Source organism: Paenibacillus sp. FSL H7-0690, assembly GCF_037980415.1.
GTDB classification, from domain to species: Bacteria; Bacillota; Bacilli; order Paenibacillales; family Paenibacillaceae; genus Paenibacillus_AQ; species Paenibacillus_AQ odorifer.
The window spans coordinates 5,648,520-5,672,567 of sequence record NZ_CP150281.1; the positions used below are offsets into that span (position 1 = coordinate 5,648,520).

The window sequence follows — 24,048 nt, forward strand, 5'->3', positions numbered from 1 at the left end:
TCCAGAGTCACTATTCACTCAAAAATGACCAATAACAACCCATTACTCTAGCAATAACGCCTCTCCGGTCCGATACTCACCTCAAAAGTCCCAAAATCCACGAATAGCGGCATCTGAGTCCGAATGATCTGTGTGCATGAGTAAGTAATCAAATCTGAGCAAGAATGATCAGCGTGACGCATGAGTAAAGTAATCAAATGTTAGTCCGAATGATCTATGTAACGCATCAGTAAGTAATCAAATCTGAGCCCGAATGATCAGCATGACGCATGAGTAAAGTAATCAAATGTTAGTCCAAATGATCAGCGTGACGCATGAGTATGTAATCAAAGGTTAGTTGGGTATTCGATCGGACTAAGGAGCTCAATATTCATATAAATAGCACCGAAATATACTCTCTACTTAGTCACTAAAACCAAAACCCAAAAAAGAGCAGTCCCAATAACGCAAGACTGCTCTGTACCTCTACTCGATCATAACATTCATATCTCAATTCATTTCATCATTCATCATTCATCATTCATCATTCATCATTCATCATTCATCATTCATCATTCATCATTCATCATTCATCATTCATCATTCATTTCATCATTCATTTCATCACTCTTCGATCCCTTTAGAAACTCTAACTAACATGGTCACCAGCACTTTCAGATGCTGCAAACAATATAGCACCGTCCGCCTCTATCATCACTGCCCGCTCCCGGCGCATCAGCTCCGCCAGATGCGCCAGTGTCTCACTCATCGCAAAGCGCATCTGGTGAACGGTGGTTACCCGGCTGCGAAACAGAATTTCGCAGACGGCGAAGCCGCTCAGCGGGCCGTTTGCGAGCAAGGCTGCCGCGGCATCCAGCCGCTCCTCATGATGAGCGAGCAGGCTGCTGACCCGATGCGCGAAGCCCGTGAACGGTTCCCGATGACCCGGGAACGCCATGCTGACTGGGTAGCTCCCCAACTCCTGCAGCCCCTGAAGAAACGTCTGCAGCGGCTGTGGATCGCTGCCTGGAAGCAGGCTGACATTGGGCGAAATCTGTGGCAGCACAGCATCGCCGCAGATCATTTGCCCGCTGCCCGCATGATAGAAACTCACATGTCCCGGTGCATGTCCGCCAGTTACAATCAATTGCCATTCACGGCCACCCATCCCGAAAGGCTGTACCTCATTCAGATAAGTTACAACCGGCTGTGGCTCTACTTGAGCGTCAAAGCTCTCCAAATGCGCTTTAATTCCACTCGACCATTCCTCCGACATTCCGTGTCTGATGAAATATAACGGCAAAACTTCATTGATATCCGTGTTACCGCCCCACATCAACATCGCTTCGGCATGAGCACGTTCAGTCATCCATACTTTACATCCGGTCTGCGACTGCAACCATCCCGCCAATCCATAATGATCGGGATGATGATGCGTTACGACGATATCCCGCACGTCCTTCCACGACAATCCCAACTCCTGCAGGATCGCCTGCCAGCATTTTTCTGTCTCCGGGCTACGCGGACCCGGATCGATAATAGTAATTCTGCCATCCTCATCGGGAAGAATATAGCTGTTCACTTGACGAAGCGGCGAGTCCATGGGCACCGAGACCTGAAGAATGTTCTCGTCCCATGAAGTGATATCCGCCTTAGACATGGTGCGATCACCGCCTTTGAATCTTTTTCCTGATACCATTACAATCGAATTCCACTAAAAATCATCCGCGTGGAGCTTTCTGCATTATAAACCTCATCTTCATAGCTGCCATGCACAGCTTCCAGCTGTAAACCCGCTTCCTCGATCATCCCGCTGAATTTCTCCAAGGAATACAGCTTCACACGTTCATGATATTGACGAGGTGTAGAATCATTTTTAGAGGTTAAAATGATGTCCTTCTTCACATACCCATCCTCGATCCGCCGCGACTCATCAATCAGATTCTTTCCATCCTCGCGGGTAGAATGCGGCACCAGATGACGAATCACATACGCAGGGTTCAGATAATCAATAACAAACTTGCCACCCGGCTTCAACATCCGATAGATTTCACGCAAAACCTTTACCTGCTCCTCATCCTCTTCAAAATAACCAAAGGAAGTGAACAGATTAACCACAGCATCGAAACCTCCTATTAACGGTAGGTCCCGCATGTCAGAACGCAGCCAAGTTACCTGCTCCGCTCCTTTTTGAGATCTTGCCTCACGCAGCAATACCTCTGATAAATCTACTCCAGTTACCTCGTACCCTGCTTCCGCAAGCGCCAGTGAATGACGTCCCATCCCACAACATAAATCCAGCACTTTGGAGCCTGGCGGTAGTCCCAGCCACGAGATCATTCGTTCAACTTCTTTACGAGCTCCACCAAAGTCTCGATGTTTGTATACGACCAGATAATCCTCTCCGAAGCTCTTTTCATACCATTCAGTCATGTTGTCTCTCCTCCCACAGGCGTCTTCCTGTAACTCCACTCTATGTATGTTAATGTATCGCCATTGTACAGTCTTTTACTCACAAACTCAAAGAAGAGTTGTCACAGTGGAGCGCTCAGCCCCTTCATGACAACTCATTCCTGTAGCTTCCCTTACACAAGCTGCTGCAAATATACTCGTGCTTCATAAGGACGAAGTTTAAGCGGTTGGATCTGCTCATCTTTTTCCACGGAATAATTAGAAATTAACAGCTCAATATTGTCTGGTTGGAACTCCGCTGGCCATTCGAATACAGGCTCTCCATCATAAAAATTCAGAATAACCAGCAGCCGCTGATCTTCTAATGTCCGAGTATACGCATATATCTCTGTATGCTCTGCGAGCAGCAGCCCGTAGGCTCCATAAACGATGACTTTGTGTTTTTTTCTCAGGGCAATCAGCTGTTTATAGTAGTTGTAGATGGAATCGGGATCTTTAATCGCATTGCCAGCGTTGATCTCCATATAGTTGGAATTTACTTCAATCCAAGGAGTCCCCGTCGTAAAACCACCTGCGTGACCATCGTCCCACTGCATCGGGGTGCGGGCATTATCCCGGCTTTTATGATGAATGGCAGACATAATCTGCTCTTCTGGAACGCCGTTTTTTCGCTTTTCTTCATAATAATTAAGCGTCTCTACATCCCGGTACTCATCAATGGATTCGAAACAGACATTCGTCATTCCAATTTCTTCGCCTTGATAAATATAAGGTGTGCCTTCCAGCATGTGAATGAAGGTCGCTAGCATTTTAGCCGAAGGAATCCGGTAAAAAAGGTCGTTCCCAAACCGGGACACTGCGCGCGGCTGGTCATGGTTGCAGAGATAATTCGCATTCCAGCCTTTGTCATGCAGAACCGTCTGCCAATTACTCATAATCTTTTTCAGCTCCAGTAGACTCCATGGGACGACATCCCATTTCCCACTACCTGCCGAAGCGGCATCCAGAAACATATGCTCAAACTGAAAAGTCATATTCAGCTCCCGGCGACCATCACCTACATAATCAAGCGCCTGCTCCGGTCCAAGTCCTGAAGTCTCTCCTACCGTCATAATATCGTAGAAATAAAGCACTTTATCATATAAATTCTGTAGCAGGGTATGCACATCTGCCAGATTGGAGAACATTCCATAAGCCCTTACGGTAGGTGTTCCACCTGGATTATCCGCATCCGGGTAACCTTTCGTCTTCACGATATGTGCAATGGCATCAAAGCGGAATCCGTCCACACCCTTCTTCAGCCACCATTCCACCATCTCATGCAGCTTATCAATGACCACCGGATTCTCCCAGTTCAGATCAGGCTGATATTTGGAATAGAGGTGAAGGTAATATTCATCGGTCCGCGGATCATGCTCCCACACCGAGCCACTGAAATAAGACTCCCAGTTATTCGGGGGACCTCCATTTTTTCCTTTTCGCCAAATATAGTAGTCCCGTTTCGGATTGTCCTTCGACGATCTGGATTCAACAAACCATGGGTGCTCATGTGACGTATGGTTCAGAACCAAATCCATCATCAGCTTCATCCCACGTGCGTGCATCTCCCTCAGCAAATGGTCAAAATCATCCATCGTGCCAAATTCCTTCATAATGTCACAGTAATCACTGATATCATAACCGTTATCATGGTTTGGTGATTTATAAATTGGGCAGACCCAAATCACGTCTACACCTAAATCCTGCAGATAATCCAGTCTGGATATGATTCCTTGCAAGTCTCCAATCCCATCTCCGTTACTATCCATGAAGCTAATCGGATAAATTTGGTACACGACACTCTCTTTCCACCATTTCGGGTTCATTTCTCGGTTACCTCCTATTTAGCTATATGTAGAGTTTAACCACACAAAGCCTAGTAGATAACAATTTACCCCTACTTCCCTAGTCCCTTTTGATATTGTGAGGGCGTAAGTCCGGTCCATTTCTTAAAAGTAGCACTGAAGTGGCGTTCTTCCCCATAGCCCACTAACTTTGCAACGGCGTACATTTTTAAGTTTTGGCGGAGCAGCTTTTTTGCCTCTTCTACCCGGTATTGATGCAAGTAATCGAGAAAATTCACACCCAGCTCCTGGCGGAACAGTGAACTTAAATAAGTATTAGATACATAAGCTTCCTTCGCAACATACTCCAGAGATAGATTGGTATTATATTTGTTACGGATGATCTCAAGCGCTGTAACTACTGTTCGATGCAGAGGGCGATGTTTAGAAAAAGCCTCCACCACATTCTGCATGATCTTATTCAGGATCGTAGACAATTCCTCCAGCGTCTCGATCTGTGGTGCCTGCTCCATCCAATTGACCAAATGCTGCTTCCATTCAAATCCAGCTACTTGTTTTTCCTGCGCAAGCCTCTTAAGGCGAACGACAAAAGCGGTTGCCCGAATATTCACCTCCTGCTTGAGGCATCCGGGGTTTCCGCGAAAACGTTCCAGCCACTGCTCCAGCAGATCGAGGGCAAGCTCATTACTTCCTGCACCTACTGCCACAAGCATCTCATCCTCCAGCACATTTAATTCAGGATCATCTAAAATCCCGATCTCCTGTACGCCACCCCCAATAACTCCCGAGCCTTCTGTATAAAAATAAACGCCGCCTTTCCCGTTCAGAAAGCGGGATTCCATGGCCTGAAGCGCTTCTTTATAAGACAGGTGAGCTTCCGAAATATCCGCACGACAGGAGCCTACAGCAATACTGATTGACAGCTTGAGGTATTTCTCCAGATTGCTTTGCAGCATCCCAATCTGCTCTTTTAAATAGATGGGGGTTCGGTAAGACTTGCGAGAATCCGTTCCAGCTAAACCACTGCCGATCCAGAGCAGGAGATTGCCATCATGGAAGGTCTCGATTTTTCCTTTATAGATAGGAGACAAGGTCTCACTAATAATATTTAGGGCCGCGTAACGTAAAAGTACAAAATCCTGTCCAGACCCACCGGCAGAGGGAGGATCAAAATCAAAGCTGACCAGCCCAATCTGCGGACCTTCGTGACTAATAGCCATAGCTAACTCACCGATCAGCTCCTGCCGCCGCTCCAGCGGAACCGGAGGATGATGAATCCATTGGGACAGCACTTGGCTTTTGACAAGCGGTGCATTTTTATGCCAGGAACGATCTCTTTTTAGCTGCTCATTCTCCTGACAACGCTGCCTTTCAATTAGCTCCTTAGCCTTGAGTACCGTCTTCAGAATTTCCTCCGGCCGGCACGGCTTCAGCACATAATCGACAACCCCCAGCGCAATCGCTTGTTTCGCATAAGAGAACTCATTATAGCCAGATAAAATAATCGAGCGAAAGTCGTAACCGCGACGCCGTCCAGCTTCGATTAGCTCCAGACCATTCATCTGCGGCATGCGGATATCCGTTAACAATAAATCCGGCTGTTCAGACTCCATCAGAGCCAGCGCTTCACTTCCGTTCCCCGCTTCGCCCATTACCTCAATCTGATGCGAATTCCAGTCAATCATATTGACGATACCCTCACGGATGGTGTCTTCGTCTTCAGCAATCAGCAGCTTCAGCTTCATCATTTAGGGACCCTCCACAGTGATATGAATGATAATACGTGTGCCTGCTCCTTCTACACTCTCTACTTGCAATGAGGCTCCGGCAAAAAACAAAGCTAAACGTTCCTGTACATTCGAGAGTGCAAACCCCGAACGTCCAGCATTCTCCTCTTCCTCCGAGATAGAGCTTCCTCTCGCTAAACGCTGATGTAGCTCCTGAAGTCTTTCCGGCGTGATTCCCACCCCGTTATCTTGAACTTCGAGCACAATAGTCCTATCTTTGCGGAAGGCGCGAATCGAGATTAGTCCGCTTCCAGCCAGTGGCTCGATCCCATGAATCACTGCATTTTCCGCCAGTGGCTGGAGCAGCAGCTTAGGAACTGTAAAATCCTTGATACTCTCATCCAAGGTAATTTCGAACTCAAAACGTTCTCTAAACCGATTTTTTTGCAGGAACAAATAATTCTTTACAAGCTCTACTTCCTGTTCCAATGTAAACGTATCCCGCCCATCATTTAAGCTCAGCCGGAATACTTGAGAAAGCGAATAGACCATATCCGCTATTTCTTTGTCGCCCTTCTTCTCAGCTTCCCAACAAATCGTATTCAGCGTGTTATATAAAAAGTGCGGCCTGATCTGTGCCTGAAGCGTTTTCAATTCTGCTTCCTGCTGCTTCAGTTTGGAGGCATATACATCATTGATGAGCGATTTGATCCGCTGAACCATTAGATTATAACCATGGCCCAAGAGACCAATCTCATCATTTCCTTCAAAAAATACGCGCTGCGTGAAATCCCCTGTCTGGAATCTGCGCATGGAGCGGGAAAGTTTTTTCAGCGGTTTCGTTATTGAGGCGGCGGCGAGCCAGGTAACCATTAAGCTAACTGCCAAGCACAGAAAAGCGATCGTCACCGTGACCTGTGAAATCTGCCCCAGCTCTTTGACAAGCTGCCGTTTGGAATGCACCACCACTACATACCAACCCGTCGTTTCTGACTGCAGATGCGAGACAATCCACTGTTTGTGATCCGCTGTAGACTCCAGTCTCTGCTCTAGGTTCAACTTAGGATCGCTGTCCGCAAAATACGGAAGATCAAGATCTCTTTTGCCGATCCAGCTCCGGTTAGAAGCCGTAATGATGAGCCCGTCTCGATCAACCACAAACATATCTACATCATCTTCAGAGTTGTCTAGATATTGGCTTCCAATCTTACCAGCATCGACCCCGATCACCGCTAGCCCTGCCGGTTTTAAAGTATATACATTCTTGATAATTCTGGAAAGTACAATCTTATGATAATGATCACCAACAAATATGCCATCCGTGGGTCTGGACAATCCAAAGGTTGGACTGCCTGCGGCTTCAACGGCTTCCTTGTAGTACGAGGTTTGGATAAAGTTAGAGAACTTCATGCCAGTCGTCAATCCGGCTTGGTTCGCAGCAAAAGGCTCCGCCCCATTATTCTGGTCTTCCAAAGAGTATAGAATCAGGGATTGAATCGAATTGCCAGCGACCATCAGGTTGGTGACCGTTTTAAATACGGAATTACGTTCTTTTTGTGCTTCTGACGACACTAAGAGCCGCTGCACACTTTCATCCAGAAAGAGTGTATTGGAAAAAGAAATCATTCCCCTCACCATCTCATCAATCTGCTCTGCTGTTTTCCGGGTCAGGTGATCCTGTGACTGTTTCATTTTCTCCACCACCTGCTGCGAAGAGATCTGATAGGAGTTCCACCCCATAGCAAATATAGTCACGAGAAGCAGCGGCACAAACCATAATAACAGCTTAAACTGGAGCGGAAGATGGCGATAACGGCTTAATAAGCGGATGTTTCGATTCATGAGAACCACCTTCATGTATAATCAATAAATGTGTAAACCAAGTATAACTGAAATCATTAAACCCTGAACCAGCTTTTTACAATCACTGAAAAATGCCTACATAGTTCTTAAATATGGACCATGTTTCTATCGGTCATAAACTCTTAAGATGGGGATGCAAGAAGAAACGACATTGTCGTCCTCGTTTGATGACAGCCGTTCTCGTGGAAATATATCTCATAAAAAAGGTGGGTTTTTGATGAAAGGTAAAGGAATAAAGCTAGCACTTATGAGTCTAATGCTACCAGCTCTGCTGGCAGGCTGCGGTGGCGGAAATAACAATGCGAAAGCTACCAATGCACCTACAAATGACAAGGCCGAAGCTACTGCCGAAGCAACAGCTAGTGCAGGGGAAAACACACCCGCCGAAAAAATCACACTGAAGTTCTTCACCGCGCTCGCGGATCGGGCCAATGGTTCAGGTAAGGTAGAGCAAGACATTATCGATGCTTACATGAAAGAGAACCCTAACGTCAAGATTGAAGTGGAAGCGCTTCAAGATGAGCCTTACAAATCAAAAATCAAAGTGTATGCCTCCAGCAATCAGCTTCCCGATATCATTCAAGCCTGGGGTCAGCCCTCCTTCCTGAGTCCGCTGCTGGATAACGATCTGCTGCTTGAACTGAACAGTGCTGACTTCGAAGGTAATCAGTTTGTGTCCGGATCCATGGACGGCTTCAGTAAAGACGGTAAGCTTTACGGCTTGCCGCGTGGTGCCGACTACATGGTGATGTACTATAACAAAAAAATATTTGCTGACAACGGCATCGAGGTGCCAAAGACAACAGATGATTTGCTTGCCGCCGTCAAAACACTTCGTGCCAAGAAAATTAACCCGATCGCTATGAATGGTATGGACGCTTGGACACTGCCTATCTGGTATGAATTTGTAGCCCAACGTCAGACTGGCGATTTCAATACAATGGATGAAGCTGTTGCACGTAAAATATCCTTTACAGATCCTAGTCTGGTTGCAGCTGCAACTGAAATGCAGCAATTCGCCGATGCTAAAGGTTTTGCCGATGGCTGGCTGACTGCCGATTACGGTGCTGCACGCAACTTGTTCGGACAAGGGCAAGCTGCCATGTTCTTTATGGGCGCTTGGGAGTCGGGTCTGGCAACAGACGAGAACTTCTCTGAAGAATTCCGCAATAACGTAGGTGCTTTCGCATTCCCAGCTTCAGCTAAAGGTAAAGCAACGGATGATGCCGCTTGGTATGGTGGTGGATATGCAGTCAGCAAAAACTCCAAACACGCTGAAGCCGCTGTTGATTTCTTGAAATATTTCTTCGCTCCAGAGCATTGGTCTAAAATGCTATGGCAAGCTGGCGCGGGTACACCTGCGCAGCAATTCGATCAATTCCTAACGGGTAACGAAACCCAGCTGCAAAAAGAATTGATTGAAGTGTTCAGCTCCATGACCTCTTCCAGCGGTACTCCACTGCAGGATGTGGGTGACGATGAGTTCAAGCAAAAGGTAATGGAGGCGCATCAAAGCCTGCTTTCTGATGCGATTACCCCTGAAGAATTCGCCAAAGCACTGGATGCTGCATCCGATAAATTCGCTGGTAAATAAACCAGAGAACTACAAAAAACATGAACCTTAGCGCTCCTGAAGTAACCTTATAGATGGCAGTGCGCAAACCCCGGCTTCCCCCAGAGGCCGGGGTTTTGTTTTCGAAAAAATGTATACACCGATCTGAAATTTACGGCATGTTCCGGTGCCTGGCTTCCCGTTACGATGGTAATAGATAGATTACTCTTTAAAAGGACGGAGATTTCCATGCACAGAGTGTTAAGCGACAAAAAAGCGATATTCTTACTCATCGCACCTGGACTGTTCCTATTTGCTTTTATGATCTGCATCCCTATCTTCATGAGCGCTTATTACGGTTCTACGGATTGGGGCGGAATCGGCAAATACAATTTCATCGGCTTTGATAACTACCGCGAAATTCTGTTTCATGACAAAGTGTTCTGGAGATCGCTGGTCAACGCCCTGCTCCTGACCGCCGCCACTGTATTTTTACAACATCCTTTTGCTATTCTCATGGGGATATTCCTAACCAATTCCGGCAAATACGAAAAAATATTCCGGACGATCTTTTTTATCCCCGCTGTAATTTCCGTCGTCGTTACAGCCAAGCTGTGGACCGGAATTTTCCATCCGAACTACGGACTGCTTAACAAGCTGCTAAGCGGAGTTGGATTGGATGCACTTACGCATGATTGGCTCGGTGATCCGAAGACAGCCATCTGGTGCATCATCATTGTTGTTATGTGGCAAGGCTTTGGGTATGCACTGCTGCTGTATTATTCAGGTCTGCAAGGCATTCCGGAAGATTTAAGCGAAGCCGCGAGAATCGATGGCGCCAACAACTTTACCCTCTACACGCGTATCATCATTCCGCTGCTTTCGCCGATGATGCGGGTTGCCATCATCATTGCCGTCACCACCTGTCTTAAGCAAATGGAAACCGTATTCTTAATGACCAACGGTGGCCCTGCAAATAGCACACAGTTCCTAGGGAACTATCTGTACAAAACCGCCTTCTCATCATCGCTTTACGGCTATGGTAATGCCATTTCGATTCTGTTTATTGTGTTCTGCCTGATCCTAACCGTTATCCTCAACAAGATTTTAAAGAAAGATATCGGAGAATTTTAAAGAAACCCTGTAACCGGAGGAAATCCTATGAATAATTCCTTATCGCCTGCCGCTTCACCCCCTAAGCTAAACCTTCACAAACAAGAACGCAGAAAGCCTACAACCGGCAAAATCCTAATGATGGTGTTCCTATGTATCATCGCGTTGATTCAGTTATTTCCGCTTATTTGGTTGATCGATTATTCCCTGCTCAAGAGCGGTGAGTTCTTTGGAAGCTCATTTCTGAAATGGCCCTCTCCACCCCAGTGGGAGAACTATCGAAACGCTTTTACCTACGGGCGTGTACCACGTTATTTCGCCAACAGTCTTATCATTACAGTGATAACTGTTATGCTCTCTGCGCTGGTGTCCCTGATGATGGGATATGCGTTTACCCGGATGAAATGGAAGCTAAGTGGCATTGTCCTGTCTCTAATTATGTTAGGCATGATCATCCCGATTCACGCTACATTGCTGCCAAACTTCATTCTGTTTAACAAGCTTGGGATGCTGAACAATATGTACACATTGATTTTGCCTTACTCAGCCATTGTCATCCCCATGAGTGTCCTGATTATGACCGGGTTCCTGGAGACCATCCCACGGGCCATTGAAGAGTCCGCCGTTATTGATGGCAGTGGCATTTACGGGTTAATCTTCCGTATCATCCTGCCCATCACCAAACCGGCGCTGGCAACCATCTGTGTGCTCAACTTCATCAGCACTTGGAATGAATTCATTATGGCGAATACCTTCCTCACCTCGGAAGATCTTAAGACGATTCCCTTCTCCATTATGAAATTCACTGGTGAGTATTCATCCAACTATGGTGCACAGTTCGCGGTTATGACGATCATCGCTATCCCCACCATCCTGATCTACCTGCTCTTCACAGAACAGATGACCAAGGGTATTACCGCTGGAGCGGTTAAGGGCTAACACAATAAACTTAATCCTAACAACATAAAAAGGCTGACAAGACAGGTTTCGTACCCGTCTTGTCAGCCTTTATTCATTCTTACTAATATCTCTTACGGTCGTTGCCAATCCTCCCTCAGCCATTCAACCAAGAGGAGCTCTGGCACATTCACTTTATTAACTTCGGCATAGTCTCTCACCCGTTCAAGCAAACGTCCCGCGGTTCCAGCACTAACCTCTAAACCATGTGCGTTCAGAACATGCATGATTCCACCACTTCCGGAATGTTTACCTAACACAAAATGATGTGCTCTCCCCACCTCTGTGGGATCAAAGGTCTGGTAGGTGGCTGTTTCTTTCAACAAACCGTCAACATGTATCCCAGATTCATGTGTGAAGGCGAGTGATCCGACGATTGGTTTGGCATCGCCGACACTTCGGCCCGAGGCTGTGATCACCCTATCCGCCAGCCCCTTCAAACACTCCGGACGTACGCTGCTCTCTCCGCCATAAAGATAACGCCAAGCCATCACTACTTCTTCCATTGCTGCATTCCCGGTACGTTCACCAATCCCTGCTACCGTAGTGCTTGCCCAGACCGCACCCGCGGCAATACCGCTAAGTGTGTTTGCAGCCGCAAGACCAAAATCATTGTGGCAGTGTACCTCAAGCTCTACATCTACAGGAACAGCACTAAGTAATGTGCTTACCCGCTCTGCCATTTGACCCGGATGATGAGCAGATACCGTATCTGCATAACGGAACCAACGAATGCCTTCTTTATATAATGTATTTACCAGTTCAACCAGGTACTCCATACTTGCCCTTGAAGAGTCCTCCATCCCCACCGACACAGTCATTCCTAGCCGTTGACCATATTCCGTCGCATGCAGTAATCTTGTCAGACCTTTGGCAGGTGTTAAACCTAGCTTACCTTGTAATTGAATTTCCGAGACAGGGATCGATACATGACTCCAGTTCACACCCGTCGCCCAAGCTTTGTCGATATCACTTTCCAAAGCCCGATTCCAAGTCATCATCTTCATAGGTAGACCTAAATCAGCGATAGCCGTAATATCTTCTTGCTCTTGCTTGCCCATGGCAGGAATTCCTACCTCTGCTTGCTCCACTCCGCATTCCGACAGCAACCTTGCGATTTCCAGCTTTTCTTCCCTCGTGAATGAAACTCCAGCCGCCTGTTCACCATCCCTAAGTGTCGTGTCACATAGCCTGAGACTTTTCACGGTTTACCTTCCTCTCCGCAGCAAGTGCAATTCGGATTACGGGTAATATGGACGCTGTAACAGGCGAAGTCGAGTGAATTGAAGCGATGCATTACGCCCGCATAAGTCGTCCCTACCCTTGTAACCCATTTTACGGCTTCCAACGCAGCCAGACAACCCGCAATTCCGGAGGTTGCTCCCAATACTGGAAAGCCAAACGGTTCCCATTCTGGATTCACATCCGGATAAAGACACTCTAAGCAAGGGGTTTCACCAGGTATAACCGTTGTTAGTGAAATCTCAAATCCATACATCGCCGCCTCTACCATTGGCGTGCCGGTTTCTACACATAGGCGGTTCAACGTATATCTTTCCGGAAAATCATACCGTGCATCAATCACTATATCGGCTTGTTCTACCCAAGGTTTTGCCATATTGTATTCAATCTTCGAATTAAATCCTTCCGTTTCAACATTTGGATTCAGACGTTTTAACTGCTGAATGGCTGTGCTCATCCTTTCCATACCTAAATGATCACTGTCCATCAAAATCTGTCGATTTAAATCTGGAGGCACAATGTTTCCTTCATGCGCCAAGATCAGCTTGCCGATTCCGGCAGCAGCTAAATAAAGTGCGGCAGTGCCTCCAAGCCCTCCAATTCCAGCAATCATCACTGTAGCTTCTTTTAGCGCTTTCTGCCCGCCTTCTCCAAGCAGCTTCAATTGGCGAGCGTATCGTTCCAGTTCGGTGCCGCCTACAAGCTGCTCCATTTTGCTCCCTCCCTGTGGCTGAGCTGCATCATTGGAATCTAACCCTCCAGACCATCCGTTCCATAAAGAGCTGTCATTTCATTAAATTTATCCATAAAGGCTAACCCTTCTTCTACACAAGCAACGCCGTAGCGAATTACTTTCTCCTCAGAGGTAAAAGGAAACGGAAAACCTGCTCTCAAGCTTTTTAACACAAGAATAATCCGATCACTATATAAAAGAGCACGCCCAAATCCTTCCCCGTTTATTTCAGATGAACTCTGAACCAGAACCCCACTCTTCTCCTCGATCACGCCCGCCACCGCCTGAAACAAGAGAGGAACCTGCAAACGGACTTTTGGAGAAACCGCGCAGTTAAAATCAGATTTGTTCTTATCTTCAGCGGAAGCGAGAAACAATCGTTCGATCTTCTTCTGTGGTGAAAGAGAAGCCTGTCTTCCAAAAAAGTCTTCTGTATCAAGCAATTGACACAACCGCCGTATGAACATCTCTGCTATATCTTTATCCAGCTCTTTCTCCGTGGTTCGACTACGGTGTTTTAATGCTGATGCTTCCGGAGCAACCCGGCCCATTAATGCAGCACTCTCATTAGCTATGGGATCCATCTACACTCGCCCCTTCCGCTTCATTTTCAGCATGTAATACCTTGGCTAGCCACATTGGTGGTTTGCCCTGTAGCATTTCAACAATCCGCTTCACTTGCTCATCAATAGGACTGCCTGGTGGAACCTTTACCGGCATAATTTTACGACGTGTGACTCTTGCCGCTGCTGAGGCTCCAATCTGCATGATGAATATTAGCGTGCAATCCTCTACCACCTCCAGACGACTCTCTATTTTGCCTGCTTCATCCTGATTGAGAATCGTTGGCAGTTTACGAAGACCTATAAGCTCCCCGCCACCTTTGGTAACTTTATAAATTGCGAACATCGGACTCTGCCCAAAATGGGCATTCACTCTAATTCCATCCTCTGTAGCGAATGCTACTTTCACGATGTTCCTCCTCCCTTCGCATTAACAGATTCGCCGCTTTATTCGTCCACTCCATCGCTCCCCGATACCCTACAGAAGTGGCCATATAAGCACCAAGCTCATTCCAAACGGGAAATCCAGCCGCCATAAATGCTGCATCTAACCGCGCCGCTCCATTTATCCCATGTGAGTTACCGATCCATAAATCTGCACCTTTACCCAAAAACTCAACATCATCCAGATCACCGACCCATACCTCTCGTTCCATCTCAACCACCAAAGGAGTTTCATAGGAAGTGACCAGGGCCTTTTGCTCCACCCCCAGCTCTTCGAGCCAAGAAGATACGGTATACAAATGATCTGGCTCCAGCGCAACAAGTGCAGACATTCCCGCAAATTGAAAATGAGCATCCAGCATGCTATCCAATAAATTCTCTCGTTGCCAGCAATAACGAAGCTGTACCGGCTGCCCGCTAATTTGATGCAGAAATTGCAAAATATCATCCGTTGCTTTAAGCCCCATAGCACTCTCGAATACTTTGTAGGGAGTTCCCAGCGCATTATGCAGTCTTCTAGCTGGACGCTCCATACTTCCGCCGATGGCAAGGGTTAGACCCGAATGCAAGCTTTGCAGCATCGAATCTAGAGGCACCCCACCTCTTGTTAGCGGTGAAAATCCTGTCAGCAGATGCCCAGACAAAGAGGTCGATATATCAGGTACAGCGATTACCTCAAAACCGAAGGAGGATATCATTTCTTTCAGCTCCATCACATCACCCGGCGTCAGAAACGATCCCGGCAAGAGGGTAATCTGACGTGAATTCACACTCCTTGAACCCCGATGGCCTACCTGCTGAATCATCTCATCAAGCATCGCCTCCACGGTAGAACTGAACCCCGATTCCAATGAACCACGAAAGTCAGGTAAGGTGACGGAAAAAGCAAGCCCACCCCGCATGTTCCGCTCCCTTTTATAGGTCTTGAGCATGGATTGATAATCCACTCCAGCCACATCCGTCAGCTCAGTCCCAATAATGCCTATAATGTCTGGTCGGTGTTTACTGAGTATGGTATTTAGAGCTTCCTCTAAATTCCGATTCGCATCAAAGATTACATCCATCTCCTGCAAAGCAGAGGTCTGTACGGCTATAGGCTCGCGAAAATGCCGGGTAAGCAGCGCCTTCGGAAATGCGGAACAACCTTGCGCGCCATGCACAATAGGCAATGCCTTGTAGCAACCCTGAAATGCCAGTACGGAACCAAGGGATTGACCGATTTTGATTGGATTAACTGAAGTAGGTTTACTCCTTTTGTTAACGGTCATAGGAAGGTTCCTCCTTATCCCAGGGAGCAGCACTGGCAGCCAGCTTCCAGATTGGATTAGCAAGAGAATACGTCAGCTCCTTAGCCAGCCTTAGTAAACCTTCGTAACCAGCATAGGCCTTGTGTCTTTCTTGATTAATATCGATAAACGGAATTTGCTCTTTCATTGCCACATACATATTCCGTCCGCCAGCAATCATAATATCTGCCTTACGATCCCGGACGGTTTTGATAATTCGGCTTGCCCCGCCCTCCGGGATATATTCGGTGTCATCACCAACACGATCCGCTATACGCCGTATATCATCTTCCGTGCTTTTGTTCGTGCCTACACCTACCACCTGAACGCCTAACTCCTTCAGTGCGGAAATAATCGACCAGCTTTTTACTCCACCCGTATAGAGAACTGCTTTCTTTCCTTTAAGCAGCTTGCGGTAGGGCCGCAGCTCCTGAATCAGTCTGCTTTCCTCTAGTTCCGTCAACCGATCCACACGCCGCTCCATCTCACGGTCATTCAGCAAATAAGCCATTTGACGTAAGGAATAAGTTGTCTCCTTGGCCCCATAGAAGGAGCCTTCGAAATAAGGAATGTGGTATCTTGCCTCCATTTCTTTTGCCAGACCTAACAATGCACGGCTGCACACAACCATATTCACTTTTGCATGATGTGCCCATGTAATTTCCTTATATCTTGCATCCCCTGTAATTCTGGACATTAGCGTAATTCCAACACTCTTCATTAATTTCTCGATATCCCACATTTCACCCGCGATATTGTACTCCCCAATCAAATTCACACCTAAAGGAATCTCAATCTCTGGTTCACCTGTGCCAATTACATATTGTAGCAGCGCTTCACCAGCCAGCCGATTTCCAAGATTCTTACTGCCTACGAATCCGGGGCTGTTCACGGGGATCACAGGAAGCCCCAATCTGCCTGCCGCTTCCTTGCATACCGCATCCAAATCCTCGCCAATCAATGCTGTCACACAGGTCGCATATACAAATATTGCCGGAGGCATAAAGCGCCCGGCAATATAGTCAATGCTATCTTTCAGTTTCTTTTCTCCGCCAAAAATAATATCGTTATCGTTGAGATCTGTAGTGAATCCGTATTGTGAAAGCGAAGGCCCGCTTGACAAAGCCCCTCTACTTTCCCAGCTATTCCCGGCACAAGCAGCCGGCCCATGGACAAGATGCGCAGCATCCATGATCGGCAGCAGCGTGATTTGGGCTCCGTCAAAGGAGCAGCCCCCAGCCGCTTCGCCCGGCTTGGGGCGTGGACATGGTTTCGATTTCGGAGTTAAGCTCCCGCAAGCTTGCGCGTCGAATACATCGTTTCTGATGGACTCCATCGTACCACCTCCCGTAACTGAATACTCCTTACGCTTAAAATGCTCAATTATTCAGTGTCACTACGATAAATATTGCACTTCCGGCCGCTCCCCAACGCTCGGCTCCGTATGAGGACGAGGGAATGAATCGGAAGTATACGATTCGGCTTAACGTTCTCCTACTAACGAACAAGATCGTGGTTGAAGCCAGATGAATCCTCATCCAACCCCTGCAGAATTGTATTTACTATAGTAGTTAACAAGTTCAAGGCACCTTGATAACCGATAATCGGATAACGATGCAGATGATGGCGGTCAAAGACAGGGAAGCCTACACGGATCAAAGGAACGTCGGCATCTTTGGCAGCAAATTTAAGATGAGAGCTTCCAATGGCCAGATCCACAGGATCATCAATCAGCAGAGAGCGCATATGCCACAAATCATTTCCGATATGAACCGTTGTTTCTGCTCCGTAGGGGCTGGCAGCAAGCAGAGCTTTCGCTTCTTCTTTAAATCCGTTTTCCCCATTAGAGCACACAATATGAATAGGCTCTATACCGACTTCCAGACAGAATTCAATCAGGCCGATCAGCAAATCCGGATCGCCAACTAAAGCCACTCGTTTGCCATGCAGATAAGGGTGGCTATCGAGTAAAGCATCCACTACCCGGCCACGTTCTTCCACAAGCTCAGGCGGAATGGGCAATCCCGTTAATTCACTGATAGACTCTATTAGCCGATCTGTGGCATGAATGCCCAGCGGAGTCGACATCGCAATGGTCTGTTGTTTCCATGTGCCGCTGATGTATTCCAACGTTTTTTTGACAGAATATTTCTGAAGTGAAAGAGTTCCCAACGCATTAGCTGCCTTCGGCACATCCGCCAGCTTCGTTCCCCCATAATAATAGGAATATTCACCTGTAGCCGGGGAATCAAAATTGCCGCTGTGATCACCAAGGAAGGTGTAGCCTGTATCAAACGCGGCAAGGATTTTTCGAATTTCCGCAAAATTCCCCGTATAAGGCTCAAACCCTAAAATGACATTCAGCTTCTCTCCAGTTCCCTCTCCACTGCCAGGGGTAGCTTCAATCCCAGAGCGGATGAACAAGGTACTGAGGATAGACTTTAACATGGAATCGTAACCTGTAATATGTGATCCGGAAAAACTTGGCGTGTTGGCGTAGGGCACTGGAATTTCGTTCGAAATTGCACCCTTCTGGCGGGCATTGGATATAAAAGCCTGCAGATCATCCCCTATAACCTCAGCCATACATGTAGTGGATACAGCTATCATCTCTGGCTTATAGAGCGCCACACTATTTTCAAGACCATCAATAAGATTGTTCATCCCTCCAAACACCGCACCATCTTCTGTCATAGAGGAAGAAACTGCGGGGGTCGGCTCCTTGAAATGACGGCTTAAATGACTACGAAAATACGCAGTGCAGCCTTGAGAGCCATGTATAAACGGCAGAGTTTTCTCGAATCCCAGCGCAGCCATCAAGGCTCCTAGGGGCTGGCATGCTTTATGAGGATTAACTACCAGTGAGGTGCGGGCAAAATTCTTATCCTTATATTCAGACGACTTCGAGTAGGCTAATGCTTCTGCTGTCTCTTGCTCACTGCAGGGTGCCTCGAATGCTTTTTTCCCATCACGTTGCTTCACATAGGGTTCAGTTTGAAATAATGTATTGTAATCTGGGATCTCCAGTTTGTCCTTCATACGCCCGCCTCCTTTTTAGGGAGTGATCCTGTTTTCCCTGAATTAATCAAGCTCCACACTGGGCTGTTAATGGTCATGTCCATGTCCTTAGCAAAAATCTTAAACCCATCATAGCCATGGTAAGGACCACTATAATCCCAAGAGTGCATTTGCCGGAAAGGAATACCCATCTTGTGATACACATATTTCTCCTTCACACCCGAGCCCATCAGATCAATATCAAGTCTTTGCGCAAGCTCTTCCAGCTCGTAAGCGGTTGGATCATCGTAGATAATAGTGCCTTCCGGAAGTTCAGGAAATGTCTTCTCGTAATCATCCTTGTGAGCGAACTCATAACCTGTGCCCACTACCTCCATCCCCAGATCCTCATAAGCCCCCAGTGTATGGCGGGCACGTAATCCGCCTACCAGCAGCATGACCTTTTTACCTTCCAGCCGGGGTTTAAATTTAGAGATTATCGCCTCCATTTGTGGCGTGTACTTAGCGATGACTTTCTCGCAGTTTTCCTGAATATATTCATCAAACCTTGCGGCGATGGCTCGAAGGCTTTCAGCGGTTTTGGTCGGCCCGAAAAAGTTGTATTCCAGCCAAGGAATCCCATATGCTTTCTCCATCGTCGTTACCATATAGTTCATGGAGCGATGACAGTGAATCAGATTGAGCTTCGCCTTATGCGCAATCGCCAATTCATTGATGGTTCCATCCCCAGACCACTGCGCAATAACACGCAGACCCATTTCCTCCAGTAAAATGCGTGAAGCCCAAGCGTCCCCACCGATGTTATAATCTCCGATAATATTAATATCGTAAGGACCACATTCCGCAAGCTCCTTCTTCCCCATCAGAAAATCACGGATCGCATCGTTAGCAATATGATGACCCAAGGATTGGCTAACCCCACGGAACCCTTCACAACGAACGGGAATGATCGGGATACCTAGCTCGATAGACATTTTTTTGGACACCGCTTCAATATCGTCTCCGATTAGCCCCACAGGACACTCTGATTGGATCGAAATTCCTTTAGCCAGTGGGAACATTTCTTTAATTTCACGGCAAATGACTTCAAGCTTCTTGTCACCGCCAAATACAATATCTGTCTCCTGAAAATCACTCGTCACCTGCATAGCCGTAAAGTTATCAATGCCCAGTGTTCCGTTGGCATAATTCCGTCTTGTTCCCCAGCTATATTGCCCACAACCTACAGGACCATGGCTGATATGCACCATATCCTTGATCGGGCCCCAGACCACGCCCTTCGAACCGGCATAAGCACATCCTCTTTGGGTCATAACCCCCGGACGGGACTTCATATTCGATTTGATGGCGCATTTGCCACAGTTTATTAACTCTTCATTATTGATTTCAAAATGCTTCTGACGATCCTTCCGTGCCTTTTCCGGGTAAGCCTCAAGAATCTCTTCGAGCATCTTTTGGTTATCTTCGATATTAAGCCCCATTCTGAACCCTCCTCATCCCTCAGAGTGATCCGGTGAACAGCCGTCTCTCCACTCCTGTTCACCGGACGAACCTAATTATTGGCCAGATGCCTTCAGCTTTTTCAGCGCCGTCTCTTCATCCTCAATCACACCAAATTCCATGAGTAAATCCTCCAGCTCTTCCATAGAAATCGGGGTCGGGATTGTCATCATATTGTTATTCAGGATCTTTTCTGCCAAAATCTCATATTCTCTCGCTTGCTGATGATGAGGATTATATTGGGCCACGGTCATTCTTCTCAGCTCTGCATGCTGAACCACATTATTCCGCGGGACAAAATGGATCATTTGCGTATTCAAACGGCGTGCCAGCTCCATAATGAGCTCATCCTCACGGTCCGTATTACGACTGTTGCAGATCAGACCGCCCAATCTTACGCCACCGCTGTTGGCATACTTTAGAATTCCGCGCGCAATGTTATTGGCCGCATACATAGCCATCATTTCCCCGGAGCATACGATATAAATTTCCTGTGCTTTATTCTCACGGATCGGCATTGCAAATCCACCACATACCACGTCACCAAGTACGTCATAGGATACAAAATCCAATCCTTCATAAGCCCCTTGCTGCTCCAAAAAATTAATAGCTGTAATAATCCCGCGGCCGGCACAACCCACACCCGGTTCAGGTCCACCACACTCCACATTAAGAATGTCGCCATATCCCAACTGAACTACATCCTCGAGCTCCAAATCCTCAACCGTTCCTCTTTCTGCAGCCAATTGGAGCACTGAATTCTGAGCTTTAGTGTTCAAAATCAGCCGTGTGGAGTCCGCTTTAGGATCACAGCCTACAATCATTGTTTTTTGACCAAATTTAGTGGCGAGCTGCGCCAAAGTGTTCTGCGAAGTTGTGGATTTACCGATACCGCCCTTACCGTAAAAAGCTATTTGTCTCATCATTCATCATCCCTTCGAAATCGATATATTTTCAAAATAAGAGCTGATCTTCACACTTTCGAGAATCGCATCCTGTATTTCACCTTTACGCACCAGAGGCAATACTCCGGCTTTATTTAAGCTGGCGCGAGGGACATCGCCAATACCAGAACAGAGCAATATTTGACAGTCCTGTAATATAGAAATAATTTCTTGTAACGTGGCATTCTTATCCCCATTACAATCCGCTTTACCGTGGCAATAGGCCTGAATCTTTCTGATACCTAGCAGTTTCACGCTTATTCCATCCGTTTCATAAACCATGAACTCTGTCGCGTGGCCAAAATGTTGATTGACCTTATCCCCACCACGTGTAGCAACAGCGACTTTAGTGGTGTGCTGCCCTTGCTGGATAGAGTTCTGCCTTAGCTCTTTGGCTTTGACACGCTGACAGATTTTGGCATCGAGTTCACGTTGAAAGAGCGCTCTAGCTTGCTCATTAATAACTGGATTTGCATCCATCTTTTCTAATATAAAATCCTGATTACGATCCTGACCTAGCAGCCCAATGGCATCAGCACGGCATTGCCGACAATGGCGCATGACCTTCATCCCTTCGCGCCCAAGCACTTCCTGCAGGTTGTGCAGTTCTTTAGGACGCGGCGCCTTGCGCCCATCCCGTTCATACTGACTTCCCGGTGCGATAATTAAAGGCGTCACATTATGCAGAGTTGCCCCGAGCGCTTTAACTGTTCGCGATACTTCAGGGAGATGATGATCATTGACCCCTGGAATCATAACGGAATTAACTTTAACAAGAACACCTTGCTGCGCCAGTAGCTCCAAACCTTGAAGCTGGCGGCTGATCAGCAGCTCCGCTGCTTCTTGTCCTTCGTACCGGATCCCTTCGTCAACAACCCATGGATAAATTTCACGGCCCACATTGGGATCAATGGCATTGATGGTGATCGTGACATGACGGATACCTAGCGCTAGTATGGCGTCTACATGCCTGTAAAGGGTCAATCCATTAGTACTCAGGCAAAGGGTAACATCAGGGACCTGCCGCTTGACTCGTTCGAACGTGTCAAAGGTTCGTTCTGGATTCGCCAGCGGATCACCCGGACCTGCAATCCCAACTACCGACAGTTGCATCAGCTGTGCGGCTACACCTTTCACTTTGCGTTCAGCTTGCTCTGGAGTTAGCACTTCACTAACTACACCAGGCCTGCTTTCATTCACACAATCGAATTTCCGGTTGCAGTAATTACATTGGATGTTACAGGCGGGAGCAACCGGGATGTGCATCCTAGCAAAAAAACGATGAGCTTCCTCACTGTAGCAGGGATGGCGGCTGAGCTCCTCCTCTGCTTCAATGGATAACCTCGATGACGCCTGCGGCATTTCCCCACCTCCTAAAAATTTTATGCAGCATGAACTACTAGTACTTCTTCTCAGTAAAACTCACTCCGATAGAACAACTCATGTAATTTTAGTTAACACATTTCTCGCTTGATTGCTTTGATTAGTTTCATCATATTTTCATCAACCTACATCGTCAATCGAGTTTTCCCTTTTTAAGTCCTGTTTTTCCTTATGTTTGCAGTTTCGTCATATTAAATGTTAGTTTATATAACCTATATATATCATGTTTCCGTTTCCATTTTATTCAATCTCTGTTGATTCTCCGTCATCATGTCATGTTTCTGGCCATTTTAAGGATTCTTAAAAGATAGAATCCATTTATTTCTGCAACTTTTATTGACAATGACTTTCATCTCGTATATGATCTCTTTAGGCAAGAACACATTGAATAATCTTAAAAATTTAATATATCCCGTAAAGGGGAGTAGCTGTTAAATAAAGTCGTCAATACGAGAATATGAGGATATTCTCCGGCTTTATTGGCAATTCACATTGTTAGCGAGACCTTTACCAATCAGGTTAGACCTTTATTCCAAAGGCTAATCTGTTTGGTAAAGGTCTTTTTTATATAAATTTGGTTAAAATGGTAGGGTAGATATCTTTTGGTAGATATTTGCATTCAAAAAGGGAGGACAACAGTAATGGATTGGGGATTATTATTAGAGTACGGTTGGGTATTGCTTGTTCTGGTAGCACTAGAGGGACTACTCGCCGCAGATAACGCATTGGTATTGGCAATTATGGTTAAGCACCTTCCTGATGAGGAAAGAAAAAAAGCGCTGTTTTACGGATTAGCAGGAGCCTTCGTGTTCCGATTCGGTTCGCTATTTGTCATCTCCTATCTGGTCGATATCTGGCAAGTACAAGCCATCGGCGCGATTTATTTATTATTTATCGCGGGTAATCATATTTTCCGAAAACTGTTGTTTAAAAAGCCCGTCACAGATGAAGCTGCTGAAAGCGGCACTGACGGTGCGGTCAATAAAAAGAAATCCAGCTTTTGGTTTACTGTTCTGAAGGTAGAAGTTGCTGACATCGCCTTCGCGGTCGATTCCATCCTAGCCGCAGTTGCACTCGCGGTTGCTCTTCCTGCAAGTGGTCTTCCAAAAATCGGAGGCCTTGATGGTGGACAATTCCTCGTCATCTTTGCCGGTGGATTTATCGGTCTGGTCATTATGCGTTTCGCAGCTTCCTTCTTCGTTAAGCTGTTGCATTCCCGTCCAGGACTTGAAATTGCAGCCTTCTTTATCGTAGGTTGGGTGGGTGTTAAGCTGTCAGTCATTACATTGGCGCACCCTTCACTTGGTGTTCTGTCCGAAGATTTCGCTCATAGTACCTGGTGGAAAGCCACCTTCTACGTTGTGCTCGTACTCATCGCTGTAATCGGCTGGTTTATGAGTAGCCACAAGGTTGAAGAGAATGTTGGCGAGAATCCGGTTCGAGAAGTAGACAAACAACTCGGTAAATAATCGTTAAAATACAGCCACA

General features: G+C 46.7%; 19 protein-coding genes. 4 read left to right on the plus strand and 15 right to left on the minus strand.

What is annotated here, in order from left to right; genetic code table 11:
- Positions 1–628: 628 nt before the first annotated feature.
- From MHI32_RS24875 to MHI32_RS24895, 5 genes are all read right to left on the minus strand, one after another.
- Positions 629–1,639 (minus strand): MBL fold metallo-hydrolase, encoded by a 1,011-nt coding sequence (locus MHI32_RS24875; RefSeq protein WP_340011163.1) that lies wholly within the window; start codon positions 1,637–1,639, stop codon positions 629–631.
- Positions 1,640–1,677: 38 nt separating this feature from the next.
- Positions 1,678–2,412: a class I SAM-dependent methyltransferase gene (locus MHI32_RS24880; protein ID WP_340011165.1), complete on the minus strand. Its 735-nt coding sequence runs from the start codon at positions 2,410–2,412 to the stop codon at positions 1,678–1,680.
- Between the two features lie 152 nt (positions 2,413–2,564).
- Positions 2,565–4,256 (minus strand): alpha-glucosidase, encoded by a 1,692-nt coding sequence (locus tag MHI32_RS24885; RefSeq protein ID WP_076129196.1) that lies wholly within the window; start codon positions 4,254–4,256, stop codon positions 2,565–2,567.
- 71 nt (positions 4,257–4,327) lie between these two features.
- Positions 4,328–5,983, minus strand: a complete 1,656-nt coding sequence (locus tag MHI32_RS24890) for a response regulator (RefSeq protein ID WP_076281904.1) — start codon at positions 5,981–5,983, stop codon at positions 4,328–4,330.
- Positions 5,984–7,804 carry a sensor histidine kinase gene (locus MHI32_RS24895; protein WP_076194621.1) on the minus strand — a complete coding sequence of 607 codons (1,821 nt, stop codon included), beginning with the start codon at positions 7,802–7,804 and terminating at the stop codon, positions 5,984–5,986.
- Positions 7,805–8,042: 238 nt separating this feature from the next.
- Between MHI32_RS24895 and MHI32_RS24900 the strand changes: the two genes are divergently transcribed.
- The 3 genes from MHI32_RS24900 (at position 8,043) to MHI32_RS24910 (ending at position 11,429) form a co-directional block, all read left to right on the plus strand.
- Positions 8,043–9,419, plus strand: a complete 1,377-nt coding sequence (locus MHI32_RS24900; protein WP_076129193.1) for an extracellular solute-binding protein — start codon at positions 8,043–8,045, stop codon at positions 9,417–9,419.
- A 207-nt stretch (positions 9,420–9,626) separates the two neighbouring features.
- Positions 9,627–10,511 (plus strand): sugar ABC transporter permease, encoded by an 885-nt coding sequence (locus MHI32_RS24905; RefSeq protein WP_036679565.1) that lies wholly within the window; start codon positions 9,627–9,629, stop codon positions 10,509–10,511.
- Between the two features lie 27 nt (positions 10,512–10,538).
- Positions 10,539–11,429, plus strand: coding sequence for a carbohydrate ABC transporter permease (locus MHI32_RS24910; RefSeq protein ID WP_036679567.1), 891 nt, complete (start codon positions 10,539–10,541; stop codon positions 11,427–11,429).
- Positions 11,430–11,521: 92 nt separating this feature from the next.
- Here MHI32_RS24910 and MHI32_RS24915 read toward each other — a convergent pair whose 3' ends face one another.
- The 10 genes from MHI32_RS24915 to nifB all read right to left on the minus strand — a co-directional run bounded on the left by MHI32_RS24915 (position 11,522) and on the right by nifB (position 22,539).
- Complete coding sequence (locus tag MHI32_RS24915) at positions 11,522–12,652, minus strand: homocysteine methyltransferase (protein WP_340011169.1); 1,131 nt, start codon at positions 12,650–12,652, stop codon at positions 11,522–11,524.
- Complete coding sequence (locus tag MHI32_RS24920; RefSeq protein ID WP_340011171.1) at positions 12,649–13,401, minus strand: HesA/MoeB/ThiF family protein; 753 nt, start codon at positions 13,399–13,401, stop codon at positions 12,649–12,651. The genes MHI32_RS24915 and MHI32_RS24920 overlap by 4 nt, the downstream gene beginning before the upstream one ends.
- A gap of 38 nt (positions 13,402–13,439) precedes the next feature.
- Complete coding sequence (locus MHI32_RS24925; protein ID WP_076129190.1) at positions 13,440–14,006, minus strand: DUF269 domain-containing protein; 567 nt, start codon at positions 14,004–14,006, stop codon at positions 13,440–13,442.
- Entirely contained in the window at positions 13,990–14,394 is a 405-nt protein-coding gene (locus MHI32_RS24930) for a NifB/NifX family molybdenum-iron cluster-binding protein (RefSeq protein ID WP_036679578.1), read from the minus strand. Before MHI32_RS24930 ends, MHI32_RS24925 begins: the two co-directional genes overlap by 17 nt.
- Positions 14,360–15,697 (minus strand): nitrogenase iron-molybdenum cofactor biosynthesis protein NifN, encoded by a 1,338-nt coding sequence (gene nifN / locus MHI32_RS24935; RefSeq protein WP_076218881.1) that lies wholly within the window; start codon positions 15,695–15,697, stop codon positions 14,360–14,362. Before nifN ends, MHI32_RS24930 begins: the two co-directional genes overlap by 35 nt.
- On the minus strand, positions 15,687–17,051 hold the full coding sequence (nifE, locus tag MHI32_RS24940) for a nitrogenase iron-molybdenum cofactor biosynthesis protein NifE (RefSeq protein ID WP_340011172.1): 1,365 nt from the start codon (positions 17,049–17,051) through the stop codon (positions 15,687–15,689). The genes nifN and nifE overlap by 11 nt, the downstream gene beginning before the upstream one ends.
- Before the next feature lie 161 nt (positions 17,052–17,212).
- Positions 17,213–18,754 carry a nitrogenase molybdenum-iron protein subunit beta gene (gene nifK, locus MHI32_RS24945; RefSeq protein WP_340011174.1) on the minus strand — a complete coding sequence of 514 codons (1,542 nt, stop codon included), beginning with the start codon at positions 18,752–18,754 and terminating at the stop codon, positions 17,213–17,215.
- On the minus strand, positions 18,751–20,214 hold the full coding sequence (gene nifD, locus MHI32_RS24950; RefSeq protein ID WP_076129186.1) for a nitrogenase molybdenum-iron protein alpha chain: 1,464 nt from the start codon (positions 20,212–20,214) through the stop codon (positions 18,751–18,753). The genes nifK and nifD overlap by 4 nt, the downstream gene beginning before the upstream one ends.
- Before the next feature lie 75 nt (positions 20,215–20,289).
- On the minus strand, positions 20,290–21,159 hold the full coding sequence (nifH, locus tag MHI32_RS24955) for a nitrogenase iron protein (protein WP_235219430.1): 870 nt from the start codon (positions 21,157–21,159) through the stop codon (positions 20,290–20,292).
- 3 nt (positions 21,160–21,162) lie between these two features.
- The gene (nifB, locus tag MHI32_RS24960) at positions 21,163–22,539 is read right to left on the minus strand and encodes a nitrogenase cofactor biosynthesis protein NifB (RefSeq protein ID WP_340011176.1); all 1,377 of its coding nucleotides are present in this window, start codon (positions 22,537–22,539) and stop codon (positions 21,163–21,165) included.
- A gap of 662 nt (positions 22,540–23,201) precedes the next feature.
- On the opposite strand from nifB, the gene MHI32_RS24965 reads away from it, so the two are divergent.
- Positions 23,202–24,029 carry a TerC family protein gene (locus tag MHI32_RS24965; protein ID WP_036679597.1) on the plus strand — a complete coding sequence of 276 codons (828 nt, stop codon included), beginning with the start codon at positions 23,202–23,204 and terminating at the stop codon, positions 24,027–24,029.
- The last annotated feature ends 19 nt before the right edge of the window (positions 24,030–24,048 follow it).

Coding starts and splice junctions, on each gene's coding strand:
- MHI32_RS24875 (WP_340011163.1), bottom strand. CDS start 1,639: ATGTCTAAGGCGGATATCACTTCATGGGACGAGAACATTCTTCAGGTC.
- MHI32_RS24880 (WP_340011165.1), bottom strand. CDS start 2,412: ATGACTGAATGGTATGAAAAGAGCTTCGGAGAGGATTATCTGGTCGTA.
- MHI32_RS24885 (WP_076129196.1), bottom strand. CDS start 4,256: ATGAACCCGAAATGGTGGAAAGAGAGTGTCGTGTACCAAATTTATCCG.
- MHI32_RS24890 (WP_076281904.1), bottom strand. CDS start 5,983: ATGATGAAGCTGAAGCTGCTGATTGCTGAAGACGAAGACACCATCCGT.
- MHI32_RS24895 (WP_076194621.1), bottom strand. CDS start 7,804: ATGAATCGAAACATCCGCTTATTAAGCCGTTATCGCCATCTTCCGCTC.
- MHI32_RS24900 (WP_076129193.1), top strand. CDS start 8,043: ATGAAAGGTAAAGGAATAAAGCTAGCACTTATGAGTCTAATGCTACCA.
- MHI32_RS24905 (WP_036679565.1), top strand. CDS start 9,627: ATGCACAGAGTGTTAAGCGACAAAAAAGCGATATTCTTACTCATCGCA.
- MHI32_RS24910 (WP_036679567.1), top strand. CDS start 10,539: ATGAATAATTCCTTATCGCCTGCCGCTTCACCCCCTAAGCTAAACCTT.
- MHI32_RS24920 (WP_340011171.1), bottom strand. CDS start 13,401: ATGGAGCAGCTTGTAGGCGGCACCGAACTGGAACGATACGCTCGCCAA.
- MHI32_RS24925 (WP_076129190.1), bottom strand. CDS start 14,006: ATGGATCCCATAGCTAATGAGAGTGCTGCATTAATGGGCCGGGTTGCT.
- nifN (WP_076218881.1), bottom strand. CDS start 15,697: ATGACCGTTAACAAAAGGAGTAAACCTACTTCAGTTAATCCAATCAAA.
- nifE (WP_340011172.1), bottom strand. CDS start 17,051: ATGGAGTCCATCAGAAACGATGTATTCGACGCGCAAGCTTGCGGGAGC.
- nifK (WP_340011174.1), bottom strand. CDS start 18,754: ATGAAGGACAAACTGGAGATCCCAGATTACAATACATTATTTCAAACT.
- nifD (WP_076129186.1), bottom strand. CDS start 20,214: ATGGGGCTTAATATCGAAGATAACCAAAAGATGCTCGAAGAGATTCTT.
- nifH (WP_235219430.1), bottom strand. CDS start 21,159: ATGATGAGACAAATAGCTTTTTACGGTAAGGGCGGTATCGGTAAATCC.
- nifB (WP_340011176.1), bottom strand. CDS start 22,539: ATGCCGCAGGCGTCATCGAGGTTATCCATTGAAGCAGAGGAGGAGCTC.
- MHI32_RS24965 (WP_036679597.1), top strand. CDS start 23,202: ATGGATTGGGGATTATTATTAGAGTACGGTTGGGTATTGCTTGTTCTG.